15 protein-coding genes and 1 riboswitch are annotated in these 16,259 nt (G+C 72.1%); of the genes, 8 read left to right on the top strand and 7 right to left on the bottom strand.

Annotation, left to right across the window (positions count from 1 at the left end; genetic code table 11):
• Positions 1 to 51: 51 nt before the first annotated feature.
• The 3 genes from AB0898_RS10200 to AB0898_RS10210 are packed head-to-tail and all read left to right on the top strand — an operon-like array spanning position 52 to position 2,279.
• Positions 52 to 444 (top strand): GntR family transcriptional regulator, encoded by a 393-nt coding sequence (locus AB0898_RS10200; protein WP_366802404.1) that lies wholly within the window; start codon positions 52 to 54, stop codon positions 442 to 444.
• The gene (locus AB0898_RS10205; RefSeq protein ID WP_366802405.1) at positions 441 to 1,298 is read left to right on the top strand and encodes an ABC transporter ATP-binding protein; all 858 of its coding nucleotides are present in this window, start codon (positions 441 to 443) and stop codon (positions 1,296 to 1,298) included. Before AB0898_RS10200 ends, AB0898_RS10205 begins: the two co-directional genes overlap by 4 nt.
• Before the next feature lie 3 nt (positions 1,299 to 1,301).
• Positions 1,302 to 2,279: an ABC transporter permease subunit gene (locus tag AB0898_RS10210; RefSeq protein ID WP_366802406.1), complete on the top strand. Its 978-nt coding sequence runs from the start codon at positions 1,302 to 1,304 to the stop codon at positions 2,277 to 2,279.
• Positions 2,280 to 2,369: 90 nt separating this feature from the next.
• Here AB0898_RS10210 and groL read toward each other — a convergent pair whose 3' ends face one another.
• From groL to thrC, 4 genes are all read right to left on the bottom strand, one after another.
• Positions 2,370 to 3,992 carry a chaperonin GroEL gene (gene groL / locus AB0898_RS10215; RefSeq protein WP_366802407.1) on the bottom strand — a complete coding sequence of 541 codons (1,623 nt, stop codon included), beginning with the start codon at positions 3,990 to 3,992 and terminating at the stop codon, positions 2,370 to 2,372.
• A 336-nt stretch (positions 3,993 to 4,328) separates the two neighbouring features.
• Positions 4,329 to 4,532, bottom strand: a complete 204-nt coding sequence (locus tag AB0898_RS10220; RefSeq protein ID WP_004929928.1) for a cold-shock protein — start codon at positions 4,530 to 4,532, stop codon at positions 4,329 to 4,331.
• Between the two features lie 432 nt (positions 4,533 to 4,964).
• The gene (locus AB0898_RS10225; protein ID WP_366802409.1) at positions 4,965 to 5,240 is read right to left on the bottom strand and encodes a MoaD/ThiS family protein; all 276 of its coding nucleotides are present in this window, start codon (positions 5,238 to 5,240) and stop codon (positions 4,965 to 4,967) included.
• The gene (gene thrC / locus AB0898_RS10230; RefSeq protein WP_366802410.1) at positions 5,237 to 6,511 is read right to left on the bottom strand and encodes a threonine synthase; all 1,275 of its coding nucleotides are present in this window, start codon (positions 6,509 to 6,511) and stop codon (positions 5,237 to 5,239) included. Before thrC ends, AB0898_RS10225 begins: the two co-directional genes overlap by 4 nt.
• 18 nt (positions 6,512 to 6,529) lie before the next feature.
• Positions 6,530 to 6,685, bottom strand: a riboswitch (SAM riboswitch).
• Between the two features lie 168 nt (positions 6,686 to 6,853).
• Between thrC and AB0898_RS10235 the strand changes: the two genes are divergently transcribed.
• Together AB0898_RS10235 and AB0898_RS10240 are read left to right on the top strand one after the other, a co-directional pair.
• The gene (locus AB0898_RS10235; protein ID WP_366802411.1) at positions 6,854 to 7,798 is read left to right on the top strand and encodes a glucosyl-3-phosphoglycerate synthase; all 945 of its coding nucleotides are present in this window, start codon (positions 6,854 to 6,856) and stop codon (positions 7,796 to 7,798) included.
• Between the two features lie 98 nt (positions 7,799 to 7,896).
• Positions 7,897 to 9,312: a trehalose-6-phosphate synthase gene (locus tag AB0898_RS10240; protein WP_366802412.1), complete on the top strand. Its 1,416-nt coding sequence runs from the start codon at positions 7,897 to 7,899 to the stop codon at positions 9,310 to 9,312.
• A 564-nt stretch (positions 9,313 to 9,876) separates the two neighbouring features.
• Here the strand turns inward: AB0898_RS10240 and otsB are convergent.
• The 3 genes from otsB to AB0898_RS10255 form a co-directional block, all read right to left on the bottom strand.
• Positions 9,877 to 10,740 carry a trehalose-phosphatase gene (gene otsB, locus AB0898_RS10245; protein WP_366802413.1) on the bottom strand — a complete coding sequence of 288 codons (864 nt, stop codon included), beginning with the start codon at positions 10,738 to 10,740 and terminating at the stop codon, positions 9,877 to 9,879.
• A 651-nt stretch (positions 10,741 to 11,391) separates the two neighbouring features.
• The gene (locus tag AB0898_RS10250) at positions 11,392 to 11,616 is read right to left on the bottom strand and encodes a DUF3263 domain-containing protein (RefSeq protein WP_366802414.1); all 225 of its coding nucleotides are present in this window, start codon (positions 11,614 to 11,616) and stop codon (positions 11,392 to 11,394) included.
• Positions 11,617 to 11,651: 35 nt separating this feature from the next.
• Positions 11,652 to 12,902, bottom strand: a complete 1,251-nt coding sequence (locus AB0898_RS10255) for an extracellular solute-binding protein (RefSeq protein WP_366802415.1) — start codon at positions 12,900 to 12,902, stop codon at positions 11,652 to 11,654.
• A gap of 134 nt (positions 12,903 to 13,036) precedes the next feature.
• Between AB0898_RS10255 and AB0898_RS10260 the strand changes: the two genes are divergently transcribed.
• From AB0898_RS10260 to AB0898_RS10270, 3 genes are all read left to right on the top strand, one after another.
• Positions 13,037 to 14,029 carry an ROK family protein gene (locus AB0898_RS10260; RefSeq protein WP_366802416.1) on the top strand — a complete coding sequence of 331 codons (993 nt, stop codon included), beginning with the start codon at positions 13,037 to 13,039 and terminating at the stop codon, positions 14,027 to 14,029.
• Positions 14,029 to 15,198, top strand: coding sequence for an N-acetylglucosamine-6-phosphate deacetylase (gene nagA / locus AB0898_RS10265; protein ID WP_366802417.1), 1,170 nt, complete (start codon positions 14,029 to 14,031; stop codon positions 15,196 to 15,198). Before AB0898_RS10260 ends, nagA begins: the two co-directional genes overlap by 1 nt.
• Before the next feature lie 119 nt (positions 15,199 to 15,317).
• A complete protein-coding gene (locus AB0898_RS10270; RefSeq protein WP_366802418.1) occupies positions 15,318 to 16,247 on the top strand; it encodes a 1-phosphofructokinase family hexose kinase in 930 nt (309 codons plus the stop codon).
• Positions 16,248 to 16,259: the final 12 nt, after the last annotated feature.

Below are 16,259 nucleotides of genomic sequence, written 5' to 3' on the forward strand. Positions count from 1 at the left end.
CTGTGTACTATCCCACTAGTACATTGAGACACTGCGCGGTGGAGGTTGTGCGTGTTCGCGTTCCGAGGGCTCGACCGGTCAGGAGTACCGGCCTACCTGCAACTGGTCGATCAGGTGCGCCACGGCCTGCTGCTGGGCCATCTTCAGGAAGGTGACCAGCTGCCCACCGTGCGCGCCGTGGCGTCCGCGCTGGTCGTCAACCCCAACACCGTGGCCAAGGCATACCGCGAGCTGGAGCACGCCGGGCTGGCCACGGCGCGTGCCGGGCAGGGCACGTTCGTCACCGGCGACATCGAGCAGGTACCCGCCGCGACCTACGCCCGGCTCTCCGGCCGGCTGCGGCAGTGGCTGGCCGACGCACGGCGGTCGGGTCTCGCGCCGGAGCAGGTGCGCGCGCTGGTGGACGCGATCATGACCGACGAGCAGCACCGGGAGACGGCATGAGCACCGACGTCGCCGTACGGATCGATCACGTGGGCAAGCGCTACGGCCGCCACTGGGCACTGCGTGACTGCACGCTGTCGCTGCCCGCGGGCCGCATCATCGCGCTCGTCGGCGCCAACGGCGCGGGGAAGACCACCCTGCTGCACCTGGCCATAGGTCTGCTGGCGCCCACCGAGGGCACCGTCTCCCTGCTGGGCACGCCCCTGAAACCGGGCCGCCCGCAGAGCCTGTCCCAAGTCGGTTTCGTCGCCCAGGACCACCCCCTCTACCGGGGGTTCACCGTCGCCGAGATGCTGCGCTACGGCCGCGGGACGAACACCCGCTTCGACCAGGCGGGCGCCGAACGGCGACTGCGCGACCTCGGCATTCCGCTCAAGCACAAGACCGGCCGTCTCTCCGGTGGCCAGCAGGCCCAGGTCGCCCTCACCCTCGCGCTGGCCAAGCAGCCGCGCCTGCTGGTCCTGGACGAACCCGTCGCCAGTCTCGACCCGCTGGCCCGCCGCGAGTTCATGCGGACCCTCATCGACGCGGTGGCCGAGACGGACGTGACCGTCCTGCTCTCCTCCCACGTGGTCACCGAACTCGAACGGGTCTGCGACCACCTGGTCCTGCTCCGCACCGGGCAGGTGCGCCTGGCCGGCGACATCGACGACCTGCTCGCCGAACACCGCCTCCTGACCGGTCCCCGCGTCACCGACACCGCGCTCGACGGACTGGTCACGGCCACACACGGCGACCGCACCAGCCACCTCCTGGTGCGGTCGCCGGCCACCGCGCCCACTCACCCCCGATGGGAATCCCACCCCGTGAACCTGGAAGACCTCGTCCTCGCCTACCTCGAAGGGCAGGACTGATCCATGCTCTGGGCAGCCTGGCGCCACCATCGCGCCGCCCTCCTGACCGGCGTCCTGCTGCTGGCCGCCGTCACCGTTCCCACCGTGGTGAGCGGCCTGGCCATGCACGAGGAGTACCGCGCCGACGGCATCGCCGCCTGTGTCACCGATCCCAGCGCACGCGCGGGCTGCGCGCAGCTGGTCGAGCAGTTCACCGACCGGTACGGCGAGTGGGGCAACCGGATGGTCTGGGTGGCCTTCCTGCCCGCGCTCATCGGCGCCTTCGTCGGCGCACCGCTGCTGGCGCGGGAGTTCGAGAACGGCACCTGGCGGTTCGCCTTCACCCAGGGGGTGTCCCGCACCCGATGGCTCGTCACCCAGCTGACCCTGGTCGGCGCCGGAGCGGCGGTTCTGGCGCTGGCCTGCTCCGTCCTGTTCACCTGGTGGCGCGGCCCCCTGGACACGATGAGCAGCCGGATGCGCACCGCGGCGTTCACCGTGTCGCCGGGTCTGGTCGCGCTGACGCTGTTCGCCCTGGCCCTCGGCGTCTTCACCGGAGTCCTCCTCCGGCGGACCGTGCTCGCCATGGGCGTCACCCTCGCCACCTACCTCACGGTGCACATCACCCTGGAGGAGACGGTCCGGCCCTACTACCTGAGCCCCCTGGTCCGTACGGAGGCGCCGAACGTACGACAGCCGGCCGGCTCACGTCCCCCCACCGACTGGATCGTCGACGACGGCCTGGTCAACAGCGCGGGACACCGGCTCTCCGACGGCGAGAAGCGGGACATCATCAAGCAGGTCTACGACGGCGACACGGTCCGCGAAGGCGGCGCCGCCCTCGAACGCTACCTGGCCGGACACGGCCTGCGGCACTACACCGAGTACCACCCGGCCGGCCGCTACCCCGCCATGCTGAGCATCGAACTCGCCCTGTATCTCGGCCTGGCCATGGCCCTGTTCACCGCCGCCGTCTACCTGATACGACGCCGCACGTCCTGACCGGCCGGTCCCCGAAAACGCCCGAGGGCGGTGCCACCCCCGGCAAGGGGAGGCACCGCCCTCGGTCAGAACAGCTGATCCGCAGACGGATCAGAAGTCCATGTCACCGCCCGGCATGCCGCCCGGAGCGGCCGCGGCGGCCTTCTCCGGCTTGTCGGCGATGACGGCCTCGGTGGTGAGGAACAGCGCGGCGATGGAGGCGGCGTTCTGCAGGGCGGAACGCGTCACCTTCGCCGGGTCGATGATGCCCTCGGCGATCATGTCGACGTACTCGCCGGTCGCGGCGTTCAGGCCGTTGCCGACGGGCAGGTTGCGGACCTTCTCCACGACGACGCCGCCTTCGAGACCACCGTTGACGGCGATCTGCTTCAGCGGGGCCTCGAGCGCGAGCTTGACCGCGTTGGCACCGGTCGCCTCGTCGCCCGACAGCTCCAGCTTGTCGAAGACCTGGCCGGCCTGCAGCAGGGCCACGCCACCACCGGCGACGATGCCCTCCTCGACGGCCGCCTTGGCGTTGCGCACGGCGTCCTCGATGCGGTGCTTGCGCTCCTTGAGCTCGACCTCGGTCGCGGCACCGGCCTTGATGACCGCCACGCCACCGGCGAGCTTCGCGAGGCGCTCCTGGAGCTTCTCGCGGTCGTAGTCCGAGTCGCTGTTCTCGATCTCGGCGCGGATCTGGTTCACGCGGCCCTGCACCTGCTCCGAGGAGCCGGCGCCGTCGACGATCGTGGTCTCGTCCTTGGTGACGACGACCTTCCGGGCGCGGCCCAGGAGGTCCAGCGTCGCGTTCTCCAGCTTGAGGCCGACCTCCTCGGAGATGACCTCGCCGCCCGTGAGGATGGCGATGTCGCCGAGCATGGCCTTGCGGCGGTCGCCGAAGCCCGGGGCCTTGACGGCGACGGACTTGAAGGTGCCGCGGATCTTGTTGACGACCAGGGTCGACAGAGCCTCGCCCTCGACGTCCTCGGCGATGATCAGCAGCGGCTTGCCCGACTGCATGACCTTCTCCAGGAGCGGGAGCAGGTCCTTCACCGAGGAGATCTTGGAGTTGGCGATGAGGATGTACGGGTCCTCCAGCACCGCCTCCATGCGCTCCATGTCGGTCGCGAAGTAGGCGGAGATGTAGCCCTTGTCGAAGCGCATGCCCTCGGTGAGCTCAAGCTCCAGACCGAAGGTGTTGCTCTCCTCGACGGTGATGACGCCTTCCTTGCCGACCTTGTCCATGGCCTCGGCGATCAGCTCGCCGATCTGGGTGTCGGCGGCGGAGATGGAGGCGGTCGAAGCGATCTGCTCCTTGGTCTCCACGTCCTTGGCCTGCTCAAGGAGAGCGGCGGAGACGGCCTCGACGGCCTTCTCGATACCGCGCTTGAGGGCCATCGGGTTGGCGCCGGCGGCTACGTTGCGCAGGCCCTCCTTGACCAGGGCCTGGGCCAGCACGGTCGCGGTGGTCGTACCGTCGCCGGCGACGTCGTCCGTCTTCTTGGCGACTTCCTTGACCAGCTCGGCGCCGATCTTCTCGTACGGGTCCTCGAGCTCGATCTCCTTGGCGATGGAGACACCATCGTTGGTGATCGTGGGGGCGCCCCACTTCTTCTCGAGGACGACGTTGCGGCCCTTGGGGCCGAGCGTCACCTTGACGGCGTCCGCGAGCTGGTTCATGCCGCGCTCGAGGCCGCGCCGCGCCTCCTCGTCGAACGCGATGATCTTGGCCATGTGAAGTGGTCCCTCCAGGACTGGGGGTGATTCCTTCGGACCGCGCCCGCGCCCGCGACGGACGGCTCGCCGGCCTCGTGGTTCCTTGCCCCACCCGGCCTGCGGGCCTCACCGACCCGGTCCTTCGTTGTCACTCTCACCTTCAGAGTGCTAACGCAATGATTAGCACTCGGCATGGTCGAGTGCAAGCGCCTTCGGGGGATCGGCAGGGTGGCGGAAGGGGACCGGCCGCGCGCGCAGGACGAAGGGCCCGCACCCCGTGCCGGGTGCGGGCCCTTCGAACGTGAGACGTGAAGCGGACGTGAGACGCGATGAGACGTTCAGTGCGAGAAACGTTCAGGCGCTGAGGCGAACCATGTCGGCCTGCGGGCCCTTCTGGCCCTGCGAGATCTCGAACTCGACCCGCTGGCCCTCCTCAAGGGTGCGGTAGCCGTCCATCTGAATCGCGCTGTAGTGGACGAAGACGTCCGCACCACCGTCTACCGCGATGAAGCCGTAGCCCTTCTCCGCGTTGAACCACTTGACGGTGCCCTGAGCCATGCCTAACTCCCCTATTACTGGCCCTTGCGCAGATCCACCCTTCGCGGACCCGGGTCAGACCTCACCCCCCATGGGTTCGGGGGCGTGCGCCGGAACGCGTCGACCGCGGCTGAATGTATCTGTCCAACTGCCGTCTGCAACAGGTCAGTCGGACGAGAAATCTGGAAGAGACCGGTCCGGAATCTGGCGAGAATTCGGCTGAATTCAGGGCAAGTCGGGCCCCGTAAAAACAATAAATGCCGCATAAGACCCGTGCATTTTGGCTGCTTCTCGTCGGGCGTGCGGCATGAATCCAGGGTTCCCGGCCGGTCGGCCGGGGAGCGCGTTCCCCAACTCTATCGCGCTCAATCACGCAGAATGGCCTCCTCCGTTTCTCTTACGGAGGAGGCCATTCTATGAACAGTTTGTAACCGAAGTTACCGACGGTAATTCTCAGCCGCCGGCGACCGCCGGAATGATGGACACACCGGCGCCGTCCGGGGTCGGCGTCCGGAGGCCGCCCTCGAAGCGCACGTCGTCGTCGTTGACGTACACGTTGACGAACCGGCGCAGCTTGCCCTCGTCGTCCAGGACGCGCCCGGCGATCCCGGAGTGGTGCTTCTCCAGGTCCTCGATCACCTCGGCGAGCGTGGCACCCTCGGCGGCCACCTCCGCCTGTCCGCCGGTGTAGGTGCGCAGGATGGTGGGGATGCGAACGGTCACACTCATACGAGGCCAGCCTCTCGGAAGGAGTCCAGGTTCGGTCGGATGGTCGCGGTGAGCCCCGTACCGGCCACCGCGTCCAGCGTCTTGAGGCCGTCGCCCGTGTTCAGGACGACGGTGGTGAGCGTCGGGTCCAGTACGCCGTTCTCGATCAGCTTGCGCGTCACGCCGACCGTCACGCCGCCCGCCGTCTCCGCGAAGATGCCCTCGGTGCGGGCCAGCAGCTTGATGGCGTCCACGATCTGGGGGTCCGTCACGTCCTCCACGGCGCCGCCGGTGCGCCGGGCGATGTCGAGGACGTACGGCCCGTCGGCGGGGTTGCCGATGGCCAGCGACTTGGCGATGGTGTCCGGCTTCTGGGGCCGTACGACGTCGTGGCCCGCCTTGTACGCGGCCGACACCGGCGAGCAGCCCTCCGCCTGGGCGCCGAAGATCTTGTACGGCCTGTCCTCGACCAGGCCGAGCGCGATCAGCTCCTTGAGCCCCTTGTCGATCTTCGTGAGCTGGGAGCCGGAGGCGATCGGCACCACGAGCTGGTCCGGCAGCCGCCAGCCGAGCTGCTCGCAGATCTCGTACGCCAGCGTCTTGGAGCCCTCGGCGTAGTACGGCCTGAGGTTGACGTTGACGAAGCCCCAGCCCTCGCCGGCCGGGTCGCCGATCAGCTCGGAGCAGAAGCGGTTCACGTCGTCGTAGTTGCCCTCGATGCCGACGAGTTCACCGCCGTAGACCGCGGCCATGACGATCTTGCCCTGCTCCAGGTCGTGCGGGATGAACACGCAGGAGCGCAGCCCCGCGCGGGCCGCGGCGGCGCCGACCGCGCCCGCGAGGTTGCCGGTGGAGGAGCAGGAGAGCGTGGTGAAGCCGAAGGCGCGGGCGGCCTCCAGGGCCTGGGCGACCACGCGGTCCTTGAAGGAGTGGGTGGGGTTCCCGGAGTCGTCCTTGACGAACAGGCCGCCGGTGACGCCGAGTTCACGGGCGAGGTTGTCGGCCTTGACGAGCGGGGTCCAGCCGGGGTGGAGGTTCGGCTTCTCCGCGACGTCGGCGGGGACGGGCAGCAGCGGGGCGTAGCGCCAGATGCTGGCGGGTCCTGACTCGATGCGCTTGCGGAGGCCCTCGGTGTCGTAGCCGGAGAAGTCGTAGGCGATCTCCAGCGGGCCGAAACACTCCTCGCAGGCGAAGACCGGGCCGAGCGGGACGCGGTGCCCGCACTCCCGGCAGCTGAGGGCGGCGGCGGGGCCGAGATCGACAGTGGGGGTGGCAATGGTCTGCACAGCCATGGGAGGCGAGGCCCTTTCTCCTCATCTTCCTCACGACGAATCTCGCCGTGAGACGGATTTGGCACCTTCCCGAGCCGGGAGCCTCGCGGTGTCGCGGAGTGTCCGCGCACGAGACCGGCTGGAGGGTTGCCGGGGCTTCGCAGGGCCGTTTCCCTCTGCCCCTCTGGATGAGCTGTATGCGGTTGTGAACGCCGATCGTCTCGGACATGCGATGGTCACCGGCGTTGTTCAAGACTGTAACCGAAGGCCAGCACAGTTGAAGGTGTCGTCCGAACCGCGAGACGGGTTCAAGAACACCGGCACGTGTGACCGTACGTCCCCCCTGAGAAGGAGCCGCAGACCATGCTGGAAGAAACCGAGCGCTGGCTGGCCACCCGCTCCTGGTCCGTGGCCGACCGCCCGCTGCACCGCGTCCTCGCCGCCAAGCAGCGCTCCGGACAGAGCGTGTCCGTGGTGCTGCCCGCGCTGAACGAGGAGGAGACGGTCGGCGACATCGTGTCCGTGATCCGCCACGACCTGGTGACGCAGGCGCCGCTGGTGGACGAGATCGTCGTGGTGGACTCCGGGTCCACCGACCGCACCTCCGAGGTCGCGGCGGCGGCGGGCGCGCGGGTCGTGCACCGCGACGCGATACTGCCCCGGCTGCCGGCCGTACCCGGCAAGGGCGAGGTGCTGTGGCGGTCTCTGCTCGCGACCAGCGGGGACATCGTCGCCTTCGTGGACGCGGATCTGAAGGAGTTCTCCTCGGACTTCGTCCTCGGCATCGTCGGCCCGCTGCTCACCGATCCGCAGGTGGACCTGGTCAAGGCGATGTACGACCGCCCCCTCGGCGGCGCCGCCGGACAGGGCGGGCGGGTCACCGAGCTGATGGCGCGGCCGCTGCTGAACATGCACTGGCCGCAGCTGGCCGGTTTCGTCCAGCCGCTGGGCGGTGAGTACGCGGCCCGGCGCTCGCTGCTGGAACAGCTGCCGTTCCCGGTGGGGTACGGCGTGGAGCTGGGGATGCTGGTGGACGCGCTGCATCTGGTCGGGCTCGACGCGCTGGCCCAGGTCGACGTCGGCGTCCGCAAGCACCGGCACCAGGACGGGCAGGCGCTCGGGCGCATGGCCGCCGCGATCTACCGCACGGCCCAGCTGCGGCTGGCCCGCGGGCACCTGGTCCGGCCCTCCCTGACCCAGTTCGAGCGGGGGGTGTCCGGCTTCGAGCCGCGTACGTACGCGGTGGACACGGAGGAGCGGCCGCCCATGGCGGAGATCGCGGAGTACGCGGAGCGGCGGGTGGCGTGAGAGCGCGCCGCACCCCGTATACGGAGGGCCGTATACAAGGCGCCGCGCCGCGTCCCGCACACGTTTGAGGGTTTCGGTGCCGGGCTAGGTTGAGGACCATGGCTTCAACGCAGGGTGCTGAGGTGCTGGTCGCGTCGAATCGTGGCCCGGTGTCGTACACGGTGGGTCCGGACGGGGCGCTGACGTCGCGGCGCGGCGGTGGCGGGCTGGTCTCGGGGCTGTCGGCGATCGGTCCCGGCACCGACGCGGTGTGGGTGTGCGCGGCGCTCGGTGACGGCGACCGGGAGGCGGTGCGGCGCGCGGACGGCGGGCTGCTGCCCGAGGCGGACACCGGCGGGCAGCGGGTACGGATGCTGGACATCGACGCGGGGGTCTACGCCGACGCGTACAACGGCATCGCCAACTCGGTGCTCTGGTTCGTGCACCACATGCTCTACCAGACCCCGCTGGAGCCGGTCTTCGACGTGGAGTTCCGCCGGCAGTGGGAGGCGTACCGGGAGTACAACCGGGCCTTCGCCGAGGCGCTGGCCGAGGAGGCGGCGCCGAACGCGGCGGTGCTGATCCAGGACTACCACCTGGCGCTCGCCCCCCGGATGCTGCGGCAGCTCCGCCCCGACCTGCGCATCGGCCACTTCTCGCACACCCCGTGGGCCCCGCCGGACTACTTCCGCCTGCTCCCCGACGACATCGCGGCCGAGCTGCTGAGCGGCATCCTGGGCGCGGACCGGGCGGCGTTCCTGACCCGGCGGTGGGCGGACGCGTTCACCGCGTGCTGCCATGCCGTACTGGGTCCCGGCATCCCGTCCGGCACGGAGATCGGGGTGCACGGGCTGGGCGCGGACGCGGACTTCCTGCGGGAGCGGGCGCACCGGGCGGACGTGTCCGAGCGGATGGTGACCCTCCGGGAGGAGATCGGCGAGGGGCGCCGCACGGTCGTCCGTGTGGACCGCACCGAGCTGTCGAAGAACATCGCGCGCGGGCTGCTGGCATTCCGGCGCCTGCTCGCGGACCACCCGGAGTGGCGCGAGCGCGTCGTGCACGTGGCCTTCGCGTACCCCTCCCGGCAGGACCTGGAGGTGTACCGCGCCTACACCGACGAGGTGCGCCGGATCGCGGACGAGATCAACGCCGAGTTCGGCACGCCCGGGTGGACCCCGGTCCTCCTCCACGTCGAGGACGACTTCGCCCGCTCGCTTGCGGCCTACCGCCTCGCCGACGTCGCCCTGGTCAACCCCATCCGCGACGGCATGAACCTGGTCGCCAAGGAGGTCCCGGTCGTCTCCGACGAGGGCGTGGCGCTGGTCCTGTCCCGCGAGGCGGGCGCCTACGAGGAACTCGCCGAGGACGCGATCACCGTCAACCCGTACGACGTCATCGGCACGGCCGAGGCCCTGCACGAGGCGCTGACCCTGCCGTCCGCCGAACGCGCGGAACGCTCCAAGCGCCTGGCCACCGCGGCTACGGCGCTGCCCCCGGCGAAGTGGTTCCTGGACCAGCTGAACGCGCTGGGCTGACCGCCGGGGGCGTTCGGGGCGGGGGTTCGGGGACCGGGCGGGTGCCGGGGTGCCGGTAGGCCGGGGTGCCGGTAGGCCGGGGTGCCGGTAGGCCGGGGTGCCGGTAGGCCGTCGCCGTGGCCGGGCCGGCCATCAGGAGGTCCGGTTCGGGCCGGGGGGTTCGGGGACCGAACAGGTGCCGGGGTGCCGGGTGGGCCGGTGAGCCAGCGGGCTGTCGCGGTGGCCGGGCCTGCCATCAGGAGGTCCGGTTCGGGCCGGGGGGTTCGGGGACCGGACAGGTGCCGGGGTGCCGGGTGGGCCGGTGAGCCAGCGGGCTGTCGCGGTGGCCGGGCCGGGCATCAGGGCGTCCGGTTCGGGCTGTTCCAGGTGGCGCGGGTGGGCGAGGGCGGTGGGGCGGGCCGCCGGCCACTCCCCCTGATCCCGGAGCCGGCCGGACTCGTCGGGGTGCGCTTACCGCCGTGCGGTGAGCGCCGGGCCGCGTGCGGGCGCGGGCGGGCACGCCGGCGGGCATCCCGCCGGCCGTCGCCGCGCGCGGCCCGGCCGTCGGGCAGTGGGTACGCGTCCTCAGTCCATGTGCGCGGCCAGGGTGTGGAGGAGGTCCACCACGCCCTCGGGGCCGTCCACCACCAGGTCGGCGCGTTCGGCCAGTTCCGGGACCTCCGCGCTGCCGCTGCAGACCAGGAGGCCGGGGGTGCCGCCGGTGCGGAGTTTCTCCACGGCGGCGAAGGCGGGAAGGTCGCCGAGGTCGTCGCCCGCGTAGAGGACGGCGTCGGCGCCGAGGGCGCGGACGTGGTCGAGGAGGGCGACGCCCTTGTCCATGCCGGGCGGGCGGAGTTCGAGGACGAGCCGGCCGGGTTCGACGATCAGACCGTGCCGGGTGGCGAGGTCGGTCAGCGGGGCGCGCAACGCCTCGAACGCGGACTCGGGGTCTTCAGCGCGGCGAGTGTGCACGGCGACCGCGCGGCCCTTCTCCTCGATCCAGGTGCCGGGCCAGGCACCGGCCCGGTCGAGGACGCCCGGGAGTTCGGCGCGGGCGGCGGCGATGCCGGGGTGCGGGGCGGGGGCGCTGACGGTGCCGGTGACGGCGTCCCAGCGCTCGGCGCCGTAGTGGCCGAGGACGACGAGGTGTTCCAGGCCCGCGATCCCGGCGAAGCCGCCGTTGCGCACGGCGACGCCCGCGGGGCGGCCGGTGATCACGGCGACGGAGGCGATCTTCGGGGCCAGTTCGGCGAGCGCGGGTACCGCGCCGGGGTGGGCGCGGGCCTGTGCGGGGTCGGCGACGATCGGTGCCAGCGTGCCGTCGAAGTCCAGCCCGACCACGGCACCGCGCGGCCCCTCAAGAAGCGCGCGCAGACCGTCCCGGCCGGCCGGGGTCGTCGGGACCGGCAGGTCCTTCGGGGTGGCGGAGTCCGTCTCGGGGATGCCCATGAAACGACACTATCCGCGCGAGCCCCACCCCACTCCTCCCTACGAGGAGTCCACCAACGTCACCCGCCACCGACAGCCACTTGGCACCCGGCACCGCTGACGCCGGGCTCTCCGGATGCCCGGCACGCCCGGCGCTCGGCACCCCCGACGCTCGGCACGCCCGGCGCTCGGTACGCCGGTGCCCGGCACTTTCGGCGCTCGGCTCCCCGGTACCCGGCGCTCCGGCGCTCGCCATGCCCGGCACCCCGGCGCCCAACAACCCCCGGCACCCGGCACTCCCAGCGCCCAATTCCCTCAACGCCCGGCACTCCGGCGCTCGGCACGACTGGCACGCCGGCGCTCGCCACGCCTGGCACCCCAGCGCCCGGCAACCCCCGGCACCCGGCACCCCGGTCACCCAGCTCACCCGACGCCCGGCACGCCGACGCTCGCCACGCCCGGCACCCCGGCACTCTCGGCGCCCCGCGCCCGGCACCCGAGACCCGGCACCCGGCACCCGGCACCCGGCACGCCCGACGCTCCCGTACCCCCGCACCGCAGCCCGCAGCCCGCAGCCCGCAGCCCGCAGCCCGCGTATCCCACACCCCGTACCCCGCGCCCCGCGCACCCCCCGACGCCCCCACGCCCCCTCCGCCGAAGCACAGCGCAGCGTCACCGCTCTGACCGGCGCGCCTCCCGTACCCGGCGCAGGCGGTTCACCGTCACCGGGTCGTGGGCGAGGGCGCGTTCGTCGTCGAGGAGGGCGTTGAGGAGCTGGTAGTAGCGGACCGGGGCGAGGCCGAGCTGTTCGCGGATGGCGCGTTCCTTGGCGCCGGGGCCCGTGAAGCCCCGGCGCTCCAGCGCGAGGATCGCCTTCTCGCGGGGGCCCAGTTCCATGTCGGCCACCGTAACCCCGGCCACCGACACAGCGGCTAGTTGGCGGCCGCCCGGCTGTCCGCCGTGGTCGCCGTCGACTGCAGGCGGGTCAGGGCGCCGGCCGGGCTGCCGTCGGGGGCGACGGCCTGGCCGATCTCCTGCTTGACGGCCGCGCTGACCTCGGCCCAGGAGGTCTTGTCCACCGGGTACTGCTCGGCGGTCTGCAGCTGGACCAGGAAGGGGCGCAGCGCCTTGTCGCGGGCGGCATCGGAGTCGCCCATGGTCTCGGAGGCGGTGGTGGTGACGGGGAGCAGCCCGTACTCGTGGGAGAAGTCGAGCACGTTCTTGTCGTCGTAGACGAAGTCGAGGAAGCTGCCGATCTGGTCGGCGTGGCCGTTCTGCCGGAAGCCCATCATCCAGTCGGCGACGCCCATGGCCGGCTCGTGGCCGCCGTCGTGGGTCGGCATCGGGACCATGCCGAACTTCACGCCCTTGGCCTCGGCCTGCTGGATCAGCGTGGGGTGGCCGTTGAGCATCCCCACCTGGCCGTCGGCGAAGGCGGAGAAGGCGGTGGCGCGGTTGAGGCGGCCCGGGGCGACCGGTCCCGTCAGGCCCTTGCCGACCAGGTCGTCCTTGAGCCAGGTGAACGTGTCCGCGTTCTCGGTGGAGTCGATGGTGTACGTGCCCATGTCGTCCGTGTAGTTGCCGCCACCGCTCAGCAGCCACTGCATGGTCTCCGCCTGCGCCTCCTCGGGGCCCAGCGGCAGCGCGTACGGGTATTTCACGCCCTTGGCCTTGAGCGCCTGGGCGTCGGTGGCCAGCTCGTCCCAGGTGGTCGGCGGGGTGGTGATGCCGGCCTTCTGGAAGAGGGTCTTGTTGTAGAAGAGGACGCGCGTGGAGGCCGCGAACGGCATGCCGTACGGCGTGTGGTCCCACTCACCCGCGTCGGAGAGCTGGGAGACGAGGTCGGCCTGGGTGCGGATGGAGAGCAGGTCGGAGACCGGGTAGAGCTTGCCCTTGGCCGCGTAGTCGGCGTACGAGCCGATCTGGGCCATGTCGGGGGCGTGCCCGGCGGCGACCATCTGCTTGACCTTGGCGTCCACGTCGTTCCACGAGTAGACGCTGACGTCGACCCGCACGTCGGGGTGCTTCTTCTCGTACGCGCTGACCAGCGAGTCCCAGTACTTCTTGGAGCTGTTGGCCGGGGAGTCGCCGTAGTCGGCGGCGACCAGCTTGAGGGTCACATGCGAGGAACCCGTGGTCCCGCAGCCGCCGAGGACCGCCGCCATGCCCACTGCGGACACCACCGCGATCGTTCTTGCCGTACGCCGACGCACCGTCAAAACCCCGATTCCCTTTACTGACTGTTCGCTATGTGAACACATGTCTACACCACGTAAGTGGACTAGACCTCTCACGGGTCACGGGTCACACTGGACGGGTGAGACATGTCATCGCCCTGGACGTGGGCGGCACCTGGATGAAGGCCGCTCTCCTCGGCGTCGACAGCGCGGTCGACAGCGCGTCTGCCCCGGGCGCGGCCCCCGTACTCCTGCACCGCGAGCGCCGCGCGACCGGCCGCGAGCGGGGCCCGGAGGCGGTGGTCGCGGAGATCCTGGACTTCGCCGCGGACCTGGCCGCGCACGGCGCCGCGCACCTGGGCGGAGCCGCCCTCGCGGCGGGCGTCGCGGTGCCCGGCATCGTGGACGAGCGCGGCGGCCGGGCGGTCTACGCGGCCAACCTCGGCTGGCGCGACGTACCCCTGCGCGACCTGCTCGCCGAGCGCCTCGGCGTGCCCGTCGCGCTCGGCCACGACGTACGCACCGGCGGCCTCGCCGAGGGCCGGATCGGCGCCGGGAAGGGCGCAGCCCGCTTCCTGTTCGTGCCGCTCGGCACCGGCATCGCGGGCGCCATCGGCATCGGCGGCGGGGTCGAGGCGGGCGCGCACGGCTTCGCCGGTGAGATCGGCCACATCGTCGTACGGCCCGGCGGCGCCGACTGTCCCTGCGGGCAGCGCGGCTGTCTGGAGCGGTACGCCTCGGCGGCGGCGGTCGGCGAGGCGTGGGCCGCCGTGTGCGCGCGCCCGGACGCGGATGCCGCCGACTGCGCGAAGGCCGTCGCGGACGGCGACCCGGCGGCCGGACGGGTCTGGCGGGACGCGGTCGACGCGCTCGCCGACGGCCTGGTCACCGCGCTCACCCTGCTCGACCCGGGCACCCTGATCATCGGCGGCGGACTCGCGGAGGCGGGCGAGACGCTGTTCCGGCCGCTGCGGGAGGCCGTGGCCCGCCGGATCACCTTCCAGACCCCGCCGGCCATCGTCCCGGCGGCCCTCGGCGACACCGCCGGCTGCCTCGGCGCCGGACTGCTCGCCCGCGATCTCCTCGACCGCGATCCCCTCGACCGCACGGACCCCACGGAGGTAACCGCCTGATGGCTCCCAGCTTGGTACTCACCGGCGCACGGGTGGTGCTGCCCACCGGCGTGGTGGACGACGGCCGCGTGAGCGTGGAGGGCACGCGGATCACCGCCGCGGGCCCCGCCGAGGCGGCACCCCCCGTCCCCGCGGACGCCCAGGTGGTCGACGCGGGCGGCCACTGGCTGGTCCCCGGCTTCGTGGACCTGCACAACCACGGCGGCGGCGGCGCCTCCTTCGCGGTGGGCAGCGCCGAGGACGCGCTCACCGCCGTACGCGCCCACCGCGCGCACGGCACCACCACCCTGGTCGCCTCCACCGTCACCGACGACCTGGACCTGCTGGCCCGCCGCGCCGGGCTCCTCGGCGAGCTGGCCGAGCAGGGCGAGATCGCGGGCATCCACTTCGAGGGCCCGTTCATCTCCCCGTGCCGCAAGGGCGCGCACTCCGAGGCGCTGCTGCGCGACCCCGACCCGGCCGAGGTCCGCAAGCTGCTCGACGCCGCGCGCGGGCAGGCCCGCATGGTCACCCTCGCCACCGAACTCCCCGGCGGCCTGGACTCCGTACGGCTGCTCGCCGAGCAGGGCGTGATCGCGGCCGTCGGCCACACCGACGCGAGCTACGAGCAGACCGTCGAGGCCATCGACGCGGGCGCCACCGTCGCCACCCACCTCTTCAACGCCATGCCCCCGCTCGGCCACCGCGCCCCCGGCCCGATCGCCGCGCTCCTTGAGGACGAGCGGGTCACCGTCGAGCTGATCAATGACGGCGTCCATCTGCACCCCGCCTCGCTCCAGCTGGCCTTCCACCACGCGGGCGCCGGCCGGGTCGCCTTCATCACCGACGCGATGGACGCGGCGGGCGCGGGCGACGGGCGCTATCTGCTCGGCCCGCTGGAGGTCGAGGTCGCGGACGGCGTGGCCCGGCTCGTGGAGGGCGGCTCGATCGCGGGGTCCACGCTGACCCTGGACCGCGCGTTCAGGCGGGCGGTGACCGTCGACCGGATTCCGGTGACCGACGTGGTGACCGCGCTGTCCGCCAACCCGGCCCGTCTGCTTGGCCTTTCGGACCGGATCGGCTCCCTCGAACCCGGCAAGGACGCCGATCTCGTGCTGCTGGACGAGGAGTTCACGGTGAAGGGCGTCATGCGCCGGGGCGAATGGGTGGTCACGCCCCAACTGCCCTGATCCGTACCTAGCTTCAGCAGACGGCGGTCGTCCCCGAGGTGGGCCGGCCGCCGTCTCTTTGGCATGATCGGGGCCCCGGAAACCGAAGCCGCGCCAACTTTCGAGGGAGGTCGGACCGGGTGATACTCACGGTCACGCTGAACACCGCTCTCGACATCACGTACCGCGTACGGTCGTTGCGCCCCCACACCGCCCACCGCGTCTCCGGCGTCGCCGAACGCCCGGGCGGCAAGGGCGTCAACGTGGCGCGGGTGCTGGCCGCGCTCGGGCACGAGGTGACGGTCACCGGGTTCGCGGGCGGCGCGACGGGCGGGGTGCTGCGCGAGCGGCTCGCGGGTACGGCCGGACTGACGGACGCGCTGGTGGAGGTCGCGGGCCCGACCCGCCGCACCATCGCCGTGGTGGACGAACTCACCGGCGACACCACCCAGTTGAACGAGCCCGGCCCGCAGATCTCCCCCGCCGAATGGGCCGCCTTCCTGCGCGCCTACGACACCCTGCTCACCGGCGCCTCGGCGGTCGCCCTCTCGGGCAGCCTGCCACCGGGCGTACCGGTGGGGGCGTACGCGGGGCTGATACGGGTCGCCCGCTCGGCCGGGGTGCCGGTCCTGCTGGACACCAGCGGCGAACCCCTCCGGCGCGGGGTCGCGGCCCGCCCCGACATCGTCAAGCCGAACGCCGTCGAACTGGCCGAACTCACCGGCTCCCACGAGCCGTTGCGCGCCACCCGCGACGCCCGGCGCCGAGGCGCCCACGCGGTGGTCGCCTCCCTCGGCCCCGACGGCCTCCTGGCCGCCACCCCGGACGGCCACTGGCGCGCCACCCCACCGGCCCGCCTGCACGGCAACCCCACCGGCGCGGGCGACGCGGCGGTGGCGGGCCTGCTGTCGGGCCTGGTGGACGACACCCCCTGGCCCACCCGCCTGACCCGCGCCACGGCCCTGTCGGCGGCGGCCGTACTGGCCCCGGCGGCGGGGGAGTTCGACCGGGCGGTGTACGAGGAGCTGTGCGGGCGGGTCGAGGTGAAGGACGAGAAGACCGCGGCGTAGAACACGCCGCGC

The sequence above is a fragment of the Streptomyces sp. NPDC005435 genome, from assembly GCF_040703155.1.
GTDB lineage: Bacteria > Actinomycetota > Actinomycetes > Streptomycetales > Streptomycetaceae > Streptomyces.

What these genes read in the sequence shown, in the direction of transcription:
- AB0898_RS10225 (WP_366802409.1), bottom strand. Translation starts at nt 5,240, where the DNA reads ATGAGTGTGACCGTTCGCATCCCCACCATCCTGCGCACCTACACCGGC.
- otsB (WP_366802413.1), bottom strand. Translation starts at nt 10,740, where the DNA reads ATGGGCATCCCCGAGACGGACTCCGCCACCCCGAAGGACCTGCCGGTC.
- AB0898_RS10250 (WP_366802414.1), bottom strand. Translation starts at nt 11,616, where the DNA reads ATGGAACTGGGCCCCCGCGAGAAGGCGATCCTCGCGCTGGAGCGCCGG.
- AB0898_RS10210 (WP_366802406.1), top strand. Translation starts at nt 1,302, where the DNA reads ATGCTCTGGGCAGCCTGGCGCCACCATCGCGCCGCCCTCCTGACCGGC.
- thrC (WP_366802410.1), bottom strand. Translation starts at nt 6,511, where the DNA reads ATGGCTGTGCAGACCATTGCCACCCCCACTGTCGATCTCGGCCCCGCC.
- AB0898_RS10220 (WP_004929928.1), bottom strand. Translation starts at nt 4,532, where the DNA reads ATGGCTCAGGGCACCGTCAAGTGGTTCAACGCGGAGAAGGGCTACGGC.
- AB0898_RS10205 (WP_366802405.1), top strand. Translation starts at nt 441, where the DNA reads ATGAGCACCGACGTCGCCGTACGGATCGATCACGTGGGCAAGCGCTAC.
- AB0898_RS10235 (WP_366802411.1), top strand. Translation starts at nt 6,854, where the DNA reads ATGCTGGAAGAAACCGAGCGCTGGCTGGCCACCCGCTCCTGGTCCGTG.
- nagA (WP_366802417.1), top strand. Translation starts at nt 14,029, where the DNA reads ATGGCTCCCAGCTTGGTACTCACCGGCGCACGGGTGGTGCTGCCCACC.
- groL (WP_366802407.1), bottom strand. Translation starts at nt 3,992, where the DNA reads ATGGCCAAGATCATCGCGTTCGACGAGGAGGCGCGGCGCGGCCTCGAG.
- AB0898_RS10240 (WP_366802412.1), top strand. Translation starts at nt 7,897, where the DNA reads ATGGCTTCAACGCAGGGTGCTGAGGTGCTGGTCGCGTCGAATCGTGGC.